This is a genomic window from Pseudomonas sp. UW4 (genome assembly GCF_000316175.1).
GTDB lineage: Bacteria > Pseudomonadota > Gammaproteobacteria > Pseudomonadales > Pseudomonadaceae > Aquipseudomonas > Aquipseudomonas laurylsulfatiphila.
In genome coordinates, this window is record NC_019670.1 from 5,418,019 (window position 1) to 5,430,863 (window position 12,845).

Here is a 12,845-nt window from a genome sequence, read left to right on the forward strand (position 1 = left end):
CCCCGCCCCTCCATTTCAATGTCGCCAGTCTACAACGCTGGTAGGATCCTTCTCTCATTCCTACATGAAATGACCATGCCACTGCCGCTGATTTATCACGAAGACTACAGTCCCGAGTTTCCGGCGGATCACCGCTTCCCCATGGAAAAGTTCCGCCTGCTGCGCGATCACCTGGTGGACAGCGGCCTGACCCGCGACGCCGACCTGCTGCGCCCGGATCTTTGTCCGGCAGACATTCTCGCCCTCGCCCATGACCCTTCGTATATCGACCGCTACATGAGTGGCGATTTGTCCCGCGAAGACCAGCGCCGCCTCGGCCTGCCCTGGACCGAAGCCCTGGCCCGGCGCACGGTGCGCGCAGTCGGCGGCTCGCTGCTGGCGGCCGAGCAGGCGCTGGAACATGGCCTGGCCTGTCACCTGGCGGGCGGCACCCATCATGCGCACTACGACTACCCGGCCGGGTTCTGCATCTTCAATGATCTGGCGGTGATCAGCCATTACCTGCTGGAAAGTGGTCGGGTGAACCGGGTGCTGATATTCGATTGCGACGTGCATCAAGGCGACGGGACCGCACGAATCCTGCACAACACCCCGGAAGCGGTAACCGTTTCCCTGCACTGCGAAAAGAACTTTCCTGCACGCAAGGCCGAAAGTGACTGGGACATTCCGCTGCCCAACGGCATGGGCGATGCCGACTACCTGAAGGTGGTGGACGATGCGCTCAACTACCTGCTGCCACTCTATCAACCGGATCTGGTGCTGTATGACGCCGGGGTCGATGTGCATAAGGACGACGCCCTGGGTTATCTGAAGCTGACAGACGAAGGCGTCGCCGCCCGCGATGAAAGTGTGATGCGCCATTGCCTGGGCCGCGACATCCCGCTGGTCGGGGTGATCGGCGGCGGCTACAGCAAGGACCGCCAGGCCCTGGCCCGCCGCCACGGCATCCTCCATCACAGCGCGCAGCGCGTCTGGCAGTCATCAGGTTGTCACTGAGTTGTGGATGCTTTACCCACAATGCCTGTGGAGCTGCCTGTGGATAACCTGAGTGAAAGGGTCTGCAGGTCATGCCGCCTATAGGCTACAGAGCATTGGTTGTTTTTTAACCACCCATTGAAAACGCCACAAGTCAACTGTGGGAGCGAGCCTGCTCGCGAAGGCAATCTGCCCTTCAACATAGGTGTCGACTGATACAACGCTTTCGCGAGCAGGCTCGCTCCCACAGGGATTCGGGCTGGTAGAATGCCCGGCTTATCCCGCCAGACCGCAGCGCATCCCATGACCCGATCCTCGCCAGCCCTCCCCCCTCACGTCGCCATCATCGGCGGCGGTCCTGCCGGTTTGATGGCAGCTGAAGTGCTGAGCCAGGCCGGGATCAAGGTCGACCTGTACGACGGCATGCCTTCGGTTGGACGAAAATTCCTCCTGGCCGGTGTCGGCGGCATGAACATCACTCACTCCGAAGCCTACCCGGCGTTTCTCTCGCGTTACGCCGAACGCGCCCCGCAAATCGCCCCGCTGTTGCGCGGCTTCGGCGCCGAAGCGCTGTGCCAGTGGATTCACGAGCTGGGCATCGAGACCTTCGTCGGCAGCTCCGGCCGGGTATTCCCCACCGACATGAAAGCCGCACCGCTGCTGCGCGCCTGGCTCAAGCGCCTGCGCGACAGCGGTGTAGTTATCCACACCCGCCATCGCTGGCTCGGCTGGAACGAGCATGGCGGTTTGCGCATCGACAGCCCGGAAGGCGAAAAAACCGTGCAAGCCGATGCCACCCTGCTCGCCCTCGGTGGCGGCAGTTGGTCACGGCTGGGTTCGGACGGCGCCTGGATGCTGGCACTGGAGCAGCACGGCGTAGGACTGGCTCCGTTGCAACCGAGCAATTGCGGCTTCGAGGTGCAGGCCTGGAGTGAATTGATGGTCAGCAAATTCGCCGGCGCGCCGCTGAAAAATATCGCCATCGGTCTCAATGATGATGTGCCCCGGCTCGGCGAATGTGTGATCACTGCCACCGGGATCGAGGGCAGTTTGATCTACGCCCTGTCGGCGCCCATTCGCGAAGCGATCAACCAGCACGGTACAGCGACGATTCATCTGGACCTGCTGCCCGGCCGGCCTGTGGATAAAGTGCTGGCGGCGTTGAGCAAACCACGAGGTTCACGCTCGATGGCCAAGCATCTGCACAGTCAGTTGGGCATCGATGGGGTAAAAGCGGCGCTTTTGCGTGAACTGACCAGCGTCGAGTGCTTTGCCGATATGGCCTTGCTGGCCAAGGCGATCAAGGCATTGCCACTGACACTGGTGAAAACCCGTCCACTGGACGAGGCCATCAGCAGCGCGGGCGGTGTGCTGTTCGAGGCGATGGATGAGCGATTGATGCTCAAGCAAATGCCGGGCGTGTTTTGCGCCGGGGAAATGCTTGATTGGGAAGCGCCGACAGGCGGTTATCTGCTGACCGCGTGTTTTGCCAGTGGGCGAGTGGCTGGGTTGGGGATGGTGGAGTGGTTGCGGCGCAAGGGCTAAAGACCGAGGCGTCCCCTTCGCGAGCAGGCTCGCTCCCACATTGATCTTCTGTGAACACAGAGTTTGTGAACGACACAGATCCATTGTGGGAGCGAGCCTGCTCGCGAAGGCGGATTAACAGGCGCCGCGATTATTAAGGCTTACGCTTACGCGGCCCGGTATTGAACACCGGCACTTTGCGCACCGGCTTGATCGAAGGCTCCGCTGGTGCAACCTCTCCGCTATCCACCCACTTGCCAAGATTGCGTTTGCCACCGCCACCACCGGAAGCCTTGGGCTTCTTCGGTTTCTTCGGCTTCTTGACGACCTGACCGCTGGCATCGGTGTCAGGTACGCGGTGCTCCGGCTCGAAGTCGGGCTCGTTCTGCCGCTTCAAGGTCTGGCGGGTCAGCATCTCGATGGCTGACAGCAGATTCACTTCATCGGCGCACACCAGGGAAATCGCCTCGCCGGTCGAGCCCGCGCGACCGGTACGACCGATGCGGTGGATGTAATCCTCGGCAACGATCGGCAAGTCGAAGTTGACCACCAGCGGCAGGTCTTCGATGTCCAGGCCACGGGCCGCCACGTCGGTAGCGACCAGAATCTGCACTTCACTCGCCTTGAAGCGGTCGAGCGCGCGCTGGCGAGTCGCCTGGGGCTTGTCGCCGTGGATGCCGTCGGCGTTGATGCCCAGCCCCTGGAGTTTTTCCACCAGCGCGTCCACGCCGTTGCGGGTCTTGGCGAACACCAGAACCTGCTTCCACTTGCCCTTGCGCATCAGATGCACGAACAGTTCCGGCTTGCGCTTCTTGTCCACCGTCACGATCCATTGCTTGACCGTATTGGCCGCCACGTTGCGCGGGCTGACTTCGATGCTCAGCGGGTCGTTGAGCATCTGCCCGGCCAGCAGGCGGATATCATCGGAGAAGGTCGCGGAGAACAGCAGCGTCTGACGTTTCTTCGGCAGCGCGCGGTAAATGTTCGCCAGCTCCTCGGAAAAGCCCAGGTCGAGCATGCGGTCGGCTTCGTCCAGCACCAGGGTTTGCAGCTGGTTGAACTTCAGCGCGTTCTGGCGGAACAGGTCGAGCAAGCGGCCCGGGGTTGCCACCAGCAGGTCGACACCGCTGCGCAGCTTCATCATTTGCGGGTTGATGCTGACGCCGCCATACACCGCGTAAGTACGCAGCGGCAGATTTTCGGCGTACTGGCGCACGGCTTCGTGAACCTGCTCGGCCAGTTCACGGGTCGGTACCAGGATCAGCGCGCGGACCGAGTTGGCGGTGACTTTCGGCCCTTCCATGGCCAGCAGTTGCAACAGCGGCAGGGCGAAACCGGCGGTCTTGCCGGTGCCGGTCTGAGCGGCGGCCATCAGGTCGCGACCGGCCAGCACCGCCGGAATGGCTTGCGCCTGAACCGGCGTCGGAGTCTGGTAGCCGAGCGTCTCAAGTGAGCGCAGCAAGGGTTCGATCAGGCCAAGGGTGGCGAAAGTCATGGGAGTACCGTAGGAAAATTCAGCGCGGGTTGTTCAAAACAAGTGTGCAAAACAAGATGCAATGCCGCGCAGTTTACCCTAATTCACTCGGGATTCTGTCGGCACCACCGTCACCACAGGCTTAACCGGCGCCCGACGCCACTGCGGCAATCCGATCAGCACCACGGCGCTGATGATCACAGCCATCGCCAGTGCTTCTTCGATGCCGATGGTCTCGCCGACAAACACGATCCCCAACAACACCGCCACTGCAGGATTGACGTAGGCATAACTGGTAGCCGCCGCCGGGCGCACGTGTTTCAACAGGTACATGTAGGCGTTGAAGGCGATGATCGAGCCGAACACGGTCAAATACGCCAGGGCTGCCCAACCTTCGATGGGCGGCACCTTTTCCAGGTGTTCACCGCTGACCGCACTGGCGATCAGCAGCACTACACCACCGACCAACATTTCCACGGCACTTGCCATTGCCCCTTGTGGCAATGGCAAGTGTTTGCTCCATACCGAGCCGAACGCCCAGGTCGCCGCGGCAAAGACCAGCAACGCCGCGCCCAATGGGCTCGATTGCAGATTGGAACCCAGGTTGAGCATGGCAATGCCGATCAGCCCGAGCACAATCCCGGCCCACTCCAGACGGGTATTGCGCGCGCCCCAGAAATACCCACAAAGCAGGGTAAACAGCGGCACCGTCGCTACCGCCAATGCGGCGACACCAGAAGCGACCCCGGTGTGCTCGGCGACACTGACCGCGCCATTGCCACAGGCGAGCAGCAACACGCCAATGACCCCGGCGGCTTTCCACTGCGCCCAGGTCGGTGCCGGCGCCCCGCGCCAGCGCAGGAAAGCGTACATCAAGGTCCCGGCAATGACGAAGCGGATCCCGGCGAGCAGCAGCGGCGGCCAATATTCCACACCGATACGGATCACCAGGTAAGTCGAGCCCCAAATCACGTACAAGGCGAAAAAGGCAGCGATCAAAGGTAAGGGAAAGCGACGAAGGCCGGACATGGGGGGCAGCTCACAGGCAAGGACAAGTGAACGGCTATTCTAGAAAGGCTGGAGACGGAAAATAAGTTACAAAACCTGTTTAAAGCGCCAGTACACTTTTCAAAACACGGAGTTCAGCGCTATAAACCGTGTTTTCGAAAGTCGACCACTTTCAGGAGTCGCACCATGGACAAATACGACCGCATGCTGCTCAGCGCCCTGCTGGAAAACGGTCGCGCGTCCTACGCGGACCTGGCGCGCAAGGTCAACCTGTCAGCCCCCGCCGTGGCCGAGCGCGTGGCCAAGCTCGAAGCCAGCGGCGTGATCACCGGCTATCAGGCGAAGGTCGACATGGCCAAGCTGGGCCTGCCGATCCAGTGCGTGATCGAACTGCGCCTGAACCAGCACGGCAACCAGAAGGCCTACGACGACCTGATCAAAATCCCGCAATTGACCGAATGCCATCGGGTGACCGGCGATCCGTGCGTGATCATGCAAGCCGCGGTGGGTTCGATGCCGGAGCTGGAAGAGTTGATCAACCGGATCGCCACGTTCGGGTTCAGCAAGACGTCGATCGTGTTGTCCAGTGCGATAGAGAAGCGGGTGCCGTTGGGGCATATCGAGGGCAACGGCAAGCTTTGATCGAACGCGGAACCTGTAGGAGCGAGCCTGCTCGCGATGGTCGCCAACGATAAAGCGGGAAACCTGACACCCCGTCGCGAGCAGGCTCGCTCCTACAGGGGAATTGTGGTGAGTTCGGGATCAGCGATAGCGCTTGAGATGTTCACCCACCTTCGCCGCCGGCACCTTCTGCAACTTGCACAGCAAGTCATGGGACAGCTCGCGCAGGCCATGCTTCTGGAGCAACTCTTCCTCCAGGTGCGCCGTCAGGTTGGCCGCCATCTCGGCATCGGCCATGGCCCGGTGGGCCTTGCCGGTGTGCGGCAAATTGGCAAACGTGGTGAGGGTGCCGAGTTTGTGGTTCGGCGCGCCAGGCATCAGGCGGCGGGCCAAGAGCAGCGAACAGGCAAAGTTCTGCAAGCGGGTGCGTTTGATTCGCCCGAGTTCGAAGTCCCAGAACTTCTGGTCGAACGCGGCGTTATGCGCGAGCAAGGGTGTGGTGCCGACGAACTCATTCACTTCGTTCATCACCTGCTCCGCCGACGGCGCGGTGCGCAGCATGGCGTTGCTGATGCCGGTAAGCTGCTCGATGAAAGCCGGGACGCGCACGCCGGCGTTCATCAGGCTTTGGTAACGCTCGACGATGCGTCCCTGTTCAAGGATCACCACGGCAATTTCCGTGGCCCGGCAGCTGCTGCTCGGGGAGATCCCGGTGGTTTCAAAGTCGATGACTGCGATGCGTTCCAAACCTGTTTCAACTCCGTAAAAATCAATTCTTGAGCAACAACGCGCCTTCGATCGGCACGTAGCGGCTGGCGGCGCGGATCAGCGAGTTGGCCGTCAGGCCCGGCACGCCGTAGGCCACGGCTTGCACGCCATGCTTGCTGATGATGCGTTCGAGCAGCATGTCGAAATCGCCATCGCCGGAAGCCAGCACGATCTCGTCGACATGGTCGGCGGCGTCCATGATGTCGAGGGTGATACCCACGTCCCAGTCACCCTTGGCCGAACCATCGCTGCGCTGGATGTAGGGCTTGAGCTTCACGGTGAAACCGAGGTTACGCAGGATCTGCTGGAACTGCTGCTGTTTGCTGTCGCCACGGTCGATGGCGTAGGCGTAGGCTTCGACGATCTCGCCCTGCTGGCTGATGTCAGCCCACAGCGCGGCATAGTTGAAGTGGCAACCATAAGCCTGACGCACGGTGTAGTAGAGGTTCTGGACATCGGCGAACACTGCGATTTTTTTCACCGGTTTTCCTCAAGGCTGATTCAGGCACCAGGCCCGAAAGGTCGCCCAGTATGCCAGCCCGGAGGATTGTTCCGCGAATAATCGGCTATGTGGCGAGGGAGATTGCTCCCTCGCCACAGATGTGTCAGACGAAGGAATCGTCGTCGCCGCCGAACAACGAATCATCGCTGTAGTCAGCGTCGCTAAAGCCACCCTGATCGTTGCTCCAGGAATCATTGACGGCCATGCGCTGGTCATCGCCCCAACCATTGTTGCCCTGGTCGTTGACCTGGGCCGGCTCTTCCTTGATGACTTCGACGACTTCCGGTTGCTGATTGTGATGGAACAGGCTGCTGATGCCTTGTGCCAGCATCACGCCACCCGCCACGCCAGCGGCGGTTTTCAGCGCTCCACCGAGGAAACTGCTGCCGGCCGCTGCCGGTGCTTGCTGCTGCGGGCCATAGCCCGGTTGTGGAAAGGTCTGTTGCGCAGCACCGAAGTTCTGCTGTGGCGCTTGCGAACCGAACGACGAGCGCCCCGGCTCACGCCAGCCACCGCTCGATGGCGCCGAACTCTGGGTCGGTGCCGGTTGTGGATCACGGGAAGCGCCGCCAAAGATACTCGACAAAAAGCCACCGCCGCTCGACGCTGGAGCCGGGCTCGCCTGGGCCTTGGCCTGTTGCAGTTCGGCCTGCAATTGCTGGACTTGCCGGGTCAGTTGCTGGTTCTGCTCATCGAGGCTCTTGATCGCTGCCTCTTGCACCAGAATCGCCTGGGTCATGAAATATCCTGCCGCAGGCTGGCGCGTCAGGTGTTCCTTGATCCGCGCCTCGGCCTGGGCGTCACGCGGGGCTGAGTCCGTTTCGGCCTGTTGCAGCCGGGAAAACAGTCCATCGATCAGGGTTTGTTCTTCGCTGTTCATGGCGACCTCGTAGATTGCCGGGAAAATCGTTGCCTTTATCCAACGAGGATAAGGTGCCCGACCTTAATGGAGGCTGAAACAAACTGTTTCAATGACCTTTACTGAACGTTTACGTTTGCGTCTCCCGGCACCTGATCGGTTAAAGTGGACCACTGCTTTCAACCTGCGATACCAACCGATGAATCCGTTAGATGTGCTGCGTGACTCCCTGTATTTCTTCAAGCGCAATCTGGGCCAGATCGTGCAGCTGTGCCTGCCGCTGGTGATCCTGGAGGCGTTGCTGCAACAAGTGGTCGACCACTCCACCGAGCCGGACAGTTTCCCCGGCATCAGCGTGATTGTCGGCTTGCTGGTGTACCCGCTGTACACCGCCGCGCTGATTCTGTTTCTTGACGCCCGCAGCCGGGGTGAATCACCGCGCAACCGCGACCTGCTGGCGATGGCGGCGAGCCTGTGGCCGCGCTTCGCCCTGCTGACGGCGCTCAATACCGTGCTGATTTTGCTGGGCCTGTCGCTGTATTTCCTGCCGGGTATCTATCTGATGGTGACCCTGGCGTTTGGCGAATACCTGCTGGTGTTGCGCGGCACGGCGCCGCTGGCGGCCATGAAGGAAAGCCTGCGCATGACCCAAGGTCACTTCCTGCGCATCCTGCTGTGCATTCTGTGTGTGATGGGGCCGCTGTGGCTGCTCAAGGGGGCGACCCTGGCGGCGTACCCCGAACCGCAGAACCCGGTGATCTCGCTGCTGATCGACAGCGCCCACAGTTTCCTGCAGCTGTTTACCAGTGTGGTGCTGTTCCGTTTGTTCATGCTGATCAACCCGTTGCCTGAGAGAAATGACAGCTCGCTCTGACCTTGGGCGCGCCCATCGCTCTCGGGTATGCTCGGGAACAATTTTGCAACGCCAATAAGCTGAGCCATGACCCGTCTACTGCGCCACATCCTGCTGGGCCTGCTGATCGTGATCGGCTTGATCGCCGTGATGACCTACAGCCTGACCTGGCGCCCCGAAGCCAAAGAAGTGTTGCCAGTGAGTTGCAGCGGCCAGGCACCCACCCTGGTCCCCGGGCAGGCACTGAAAGTGATGACCTGGAACGTCCAGTACCTGGCCGGCAAGCGTTACGTGTTCTGGAATGACCTGGCCGCCGGTACCGACGAACGCCCCACAGCGGAAGACATGGCCTTCAGCCTCGACGAAGTGGCGCGGGTGATTCGCGACGAACAACCGGACATCGTGCTGTTGCAGGAGCTGGACGACGGCGCCAAGGCCAGCGATTACCAGCATCAGTTCAAACTGCTGCAAGAACGGCTCGCCGATTTGTACCCATGCAGCGTCAGCGCCTTCGACTGGAAGGCTGATTTCGTCCCGGACCCGCACATCTTCGGCAGCGTCGGCCGGCAACTGGCAACCCTGAGCCGTTACCGGATCAAACATGCCCAACGCCTGCAACTGCCCGTCGTCTCGGGTAATCCGCTCAGCCGCCAATTCAAACCCAGAAACGCCTTGCTGGTGAGCTACTTGCCGTTGAGTGACGGCGGGCAGATGGCGGTGCTCAATACCCATCTGGAGCGTGCGACCCAAGCCGACAACACCTTGCAAAACCAGGTGAACGCCGTGGCCCGGACCCTCGATAAACTCGAAAGCCGTGGCACGCCGTGGTTGATCGGTGGGGATTTCAACCTGTTGCCGCTGGGTCAGTATCGACGCCTGTCCGATGCGCAACGCGCGCCCTACTCCGCCGACAGCCCGTTGCACCTGCTATGGGACAAGTACCCGATGATCCCGGCCAACAACGAAGCCAGCGGGATCGACCGCGAGCGCTGGCTGACCCACTACCCGAACGACCCCGGGCTGAACGGCCCGGACCGGACCGTCGACTACCTGTTCTACAGTCCGCGGATCAAACGGGTGGAGGCGATGGTGCGGCAGGACGATACGCTGCGCATCTCCGATCACTTGCCGGTGATTGCGCGGTTCCTGTTGCCGGTTGCGCCTTAATACCAACCGAAGTCAGATGCAGTCCCTGTGGGAGCGGGCTTGCCCGCGATGGGGCCATCACATTCAACATTATTGTTGACTGACACTCCGCTATCGCGGGCAAGCCCGCTCCCACAGGGATGGCGCGTGGCTCCAGATCAGGCTTAATGCACCTCTTCCAGATCATCATGCAGCAGCCCGAAGATCTCGCGCTTCATCTCGATGAATGAGCGCTCCATGACCATGTCCAGGTTGCGCGGACGCTCGATCGGCACATCGAGGATCTGCTTGATCCGCCCCGGCCTTGCGCCCATGACGTAGACCCGGTCGCCGAGCAGAATCGCCTCGTCGATGTCGTGGGTCACGAACAACACGGTCTTCTTGCTGTTGCCCCACACCCGCAGCAACAACTGCTGCATTTGCAGGCGCGTCTGGCTGTCTAGGGCGCCGAAGGGTTCGTCCATCAGCAGGATCTGCGGGTCGTTGGCCAAGGCGCGGGCAATGGCGACGCGCTGCATCATCCCGCCAGACAACTGCTTGGCGTAGTTGTCGGCAAAGCCGCTCAGGCCCACCTCATTGACGTAGTAGTCGACAATATCCTTGCGCTGCGCCGCCGGCATGCCGCGCCGCTTGAGGCCGAACTCGACGTTCTGCCGCACGGTCAGCCACGGGAACAGCGTGTAGCTCTGGAACACCATGCCTCGATCCGCGCCGGGGCCTTCCACCTGTTGGCCACCGACGTAGATCTCCCCCGACGTCGGTTCCGCCAGGCCGGCGGTGAGGTACAGCAGGCTCGACTTGCCACAACCGGACGGCCCCACCAGTACGGCAAATTGCTGGTCCGGCACCTCAAACGACACTTCTTCCAACGCGGTAAAGGTCCCGCCATCCGGCTTCTTGTAACGCAGGCTGACCTTATCCACTTGCAGCCGAGGCGCGTTCACCGGGGCAGCCTGAGGGGCGACAAAACGATGAGTGGCGGCGGTTACTGAGCCCATGCGGTAATCCTCAGACGTAGGAAACGGAACAGTTGATCGGTGACCAGGCCCAGCAGGCCGATGATCGCGATGGCGAGGAAAATCACATCCACCTGGAAGCCGCGCATGGCCTTGAGGCTCAGGTAACCCAGGCCACTGGAGGCGGCGACCAGTTCAGCCACCACCAGGTAAGTCCAGGCCCAGCCCATGGTCACCCGCAGGGTGTCGAGCACGCCTGGCAGGGAAGCCGGGGCGATCACATGCAGCACCGCGTCACGACGGTTCGAACCGAGGGTATAGGAGGCGTTGATCAGGTCCTTGGAGATGCCTTTGGACACGTCCGCGATCATCACCAGTTGCTGGAAGAACACGCCGAAAATGATCACCGAGACCCGCTGTTCCAGACCGATGCCGATCCACAGGATGAACAGCGGTACGAACGACGTCACCGGCAGGTAGCGAATGAAGTTGACCATCGGCTCCAGGAACGCCTGGACGATGCGGAAGCTGCCCATCAACAGCCCCAGCGGCACCGCCACCAGGGACGACACGATGAAGCCGACCATCACCACTTCGACGCTGGCCCACACATGCTGACCGAGGGTGCCGTCGCGACCCAGGCGCACAGCGGCCTCGACCACCGCGCCTGGCGTCGGCAGGAACATGCCCGGCACCACACCGCCGTAGGACAACCCGGCCCACAGGCCGACCAACAGCACCCAGGCCAGACCACTCGCGCTCCAGATCACCGAGACCGGCAACCCGGTCTTGGGCGTGATGCAGCGGCTCAGCCACGAATTGCGCTTGAACATGCAGCCTCCTAGAGCGGGGTGACGAAACGGTTGTCGATCAGGTCGTCATTGCTGACGTTGTAGGGCTTGCCTTGCAGCTCGCTGGCGGTCTCGTTGGCCAGTTTGATCAGCGGTGCGCTGTCACCCGACTTGCCCGGCGAACCCAGCAGTTTCTCGCTCATGGCCTGATCGTAGAAGCGCACGCCCTGGGCGGCCGCTTCCATTTCCTTCGGATCGGCCAGGTAGCCGCCGACACCCTTGGCCATGATTTTGTAGGCTTCCTGCGGATGATCCTTGGTGTACTGCACGGCTTTGTACAAACCGGCCACCAGTGCCTTGACGTCTTCCGGCTGCTTTTCGATGACGGTGCAGTTCAGTGCCACCACGTCGACGATCACCCCCGGTGTGCTGCTGCTGTCGATCAGCACCTTGCCCTGCTTCTTGTCGCGCACCATCGACAGGTGCGGCTCCCAGGTCACGGCAGCGGGTACGCGACCGGCGATGAACGCGGTGGCGGCATCGTCAGCCGTCATGTTCTGCACGGTGATGTCGCTCATCTTCATGCCGTTCTTTTTCAGCAGGTACGACAACCAGAACTGCGAGGTCGACCCTTCGTTGACCGCAACGGCCTTGCCTTTGAGTTCCTGCAGGCTCTTGACGTCCTTGCCTACCAGCACACCGTCGCCACCATGGCTGTCGTCCAGCGCGGCCACAGCCTTGAAGCAGAATTGCGGGCGGTACTTGAGCACCTCATCAATGGTCGACGCCGAGCCGGACAGCTCGCCAGACGCTTGTGCGGCCATGTACATCGCCGCCTCTTCGACCACCGGCAACTCGACGGTCAAACCGTTTTCCTTGAAGTAGCCCAGGTCCCGGGCCAGGTACAGGGTGCCGTAGCCGACCCAGGTGGTATGGCCGATGGACAGAGTGCCGGCCTGGGCGCTGGTAGCGACCGTCGCGGCGATGGCGGTGACCGCCAGTGGATGGACAACGCGGGTAAGCAAGGACTTGATCATGGAGCACTCCCAAAGCTGTTGATTTAGTTTTGTCATGGGCAGTACGGCGAGCCCTGAATTGGCTGCAACCTGTGGTCTCTGAGGGACCCTTCGGCGGGCAGCATTCGGCGGGCTGGCGAGATCGATGTTGGCTCAAGGGCGGGATTAGGAAAATGAGGAAATTTGTGGATGCGAGTGATGAAAAAACTGGTTAGCGCGCACCGCCAAAAGGCGGCAATGGCGAGGATGCACAAGGTCAGTGCAAGGCATGAAAAATGTGTCGAATGGTCAATAGCATTCGCGAGCAGGCTCGCTCCCACAGGGGGTCTATGCCGACCCTATTAATGAGATC

At 61.3% G+C, this 12,845-nt stretch carries 13 protein-coding genes; 5 read left to right on the top strand and 8 right to left on the bottom strand.

The features are described from left to right. Positions 1-75: 75 nt before the first annotated feature. Together PPUTUW4_RS24020 and PPUTUW4_RS24025 are read left to right on the top strand one after the other, a co-directional pair. Positions 76-996: a histone deacetylase gene (locus PPUTUW4_RS24020; RefSeq protein ID WP_015096938.1), complete on the top strand. Its 921-nt coding sequence runs from the start codon at positions 76-78 to the stop codon at positions 994-996. A gap of 282 nt (positions 997-1,278) precedes the next feature. After that, positions 1,279-2,520, top strand: a complete 1,242-nt coding sequence (locus PPUTUW4_RS24025) for a TIGR03862 family flavoprotein (protein ID WP_041474958.1) — start codon at positions 1,279-1,281, stop codon at positions 2,518-2,520. A gap of 133 nt (positions 2,521-2,653) precedes the next feature. Here the strand turns inward: PPUTUW4_RS24025 and PPUTUW4_RS24030 are convergent, their stop codons facing one another. Both PPUTUW4_RS24030 and yedA read right to left on the bottom strand, forming a co-directional pair. After that, on the bottom strand, positions 2,654-3,994 hold the full coding sequence (locus PPUTUW4_RS24030) for a DEAD/DEAH box helicase (protein WP_015096940.1): 1,341 nt from the start codon (positions 3,992-3,994) through the stop codon (positions 2,654-2,656). Between the two features lie 78 nt (positions 3,995-4,072). After that, positions 4,073-5,002: a drug/metabolite exporter YedA gene (gene yedA / locus PPUTUW4_RS24035; protein ID WP_015096941.1), complete on the bottom strand. Its 930-nt coding sequence runs from the start codon at positions 5,000-5,002 to the stop codon at positions 4,073-4,075. Between the two features lie 165 nt (positions 5,003-5,167). On the opposite strand from yedA, the gene PPUTUW4_RS24040 reads away from it, so the two are divergent. Further along, positions 5,168-5,623 (top strand): Lrp/AsnC family transcriptional regulator, encoded by a 456-nt coding sequence (locus PPUTUW4_RS24040; RefSeq protein WP_007994028.1) that lies wholly within the window; start codon positions 5,168-5,170, stop codon positions 5,621-5,623. 120 nt (positions 5,624-5,743) lie between these two features. On the opposite strand, the gene PPUTUW4_RS24045 is transcribed toward PPUTUW4_RS24040, so the two are convergent. The 3 genes from PPUTUW4_RS24045 to PPUTUW4_RS24055 all read right to left on the bottom strand — a co-directional run bounded on the left by PPUTUW4_RS24045 (position 5,744) and on the right by PPUTUW4_RS24055 (position 7,752). Further along, positions 5,744-6,349, bottom strand: coding sequence for a 3'-5' exonuclease (locus tag PPUTUW4_RS24045; RefSeq protein WP_015096942.1), 606 nt, complete (start codon positions 6,347-6,349; stop codon positions 5,744-5,746). Positions 6,350-6,371: 22 nt separating this feature from the next. After that, positions 6,372-6,851, bottom strand: coding sequence for an NYN domain-containing protein (locus PPUTUW4_RS24050; protein WP_015096943.1), 480 nt, complete (start codon positions 6,849-6,851; stop codon positions 6,372-6,374). A gap of 124 nt (positions 6,852-6,975) precedes the next feature. Then, positions 6,976-7,752 carry a DUF2076 domain-containing protein gene (locus PPUTUW4_RS24055; protein ID WP_015096944.1) on the bottom strand — a complete coding sequence of 259 codons (777 nt, stop codon included), beginning with the start codon at positions 7,750-7,752 and terminating at the stop codon, positions 6,976-6,978. 178 nt (positions 7,753-7,930) lie between these two features. Here PPUTUW4_RS24055 and PPUTUW4_RS24060 point away from each other — a divergent pair, with 178 nt between their 5' ends. Both PPUTUW4_RS24060 and PPUTUW4_RS24065 read left to right on the top strand, forming a co-directional pair. Continuing rightward, entirely contained in the window at positions 7,931-8,605 is a 675-nt protein-coding gene (locus PPUTUW4_RS24060; protein ID WP_015096945.1) for a YciC family protein, read from the top strand. A 66-nt stretch (positions 8,606-8,671) separates the two neighbouring features. Continuing rightward, positions 8,672-9,751, top strand: a complete 1,080-nt coding sequence (locus PPUTUW4_RS24065; RefSeq protein ID WP_015096946.1) for an endonuclease/exonuclease/phosphatase family protein — start codon at positions 8,672-8,674, stop codon at positions 9,749-9,751. A gap of 143 nt (positions 9,752-9,894) precedes the next feature. Here PPUTUW4_RS24065 and PPUTUW4_RS24070 read toward each other — a convergent pair whose 3' ends face one another. The 3 genes from PPUTUW4_RS24070 to PPUTUW4_RS24080 are packed head-to-tail and all read right to left on the bottom strand — an operon-like array spanning position 9,895 to position 12,514. After that, positions 9,895-10,728 carry an ABC transporter ATP-binding protein gene (locus PPUTUW4_RS24070; protein WP_007975815.1) on the bottom strand — a complete coding sequence of 278 codons (834 nt, stop codon included), beginning with the start codon at positions 10,726-10,728 and terminating at the stop codon, positions 9,895-9,897. Continuing rightward, positions 10,716-11,519 carry an ABC transporter permease gene (locus tag PPUTUW4_RS24075; protein WP_007975817.1) on the bottom strand — a complete coding sequence of 268 codons (804 nt, stop codon included), beginning with the start codon at positions 11,517-11,519 and terminating at the stop codon, positions 10,716-10,718. Before PPUTUW4_RS24075 ends, PPUTUW4_RS24070 begins: the two co-directional genes overlap by 13 nt. Positions 11,520-11,527: 8 nt before the next feature. Further along, positions 11,528-12,514, bottom strand: coding sequence for an ABC transporter substrate-binding protein (locus tag PPUTUW4_RS24080; RefSeq protein ID WP_015096947.1), 987 nt, complete (start codon positions 12,512-12,514; stop codon positions 11,528-11,530). Positions 12,515-12,845: the final 331 nt, after the last annotated feature.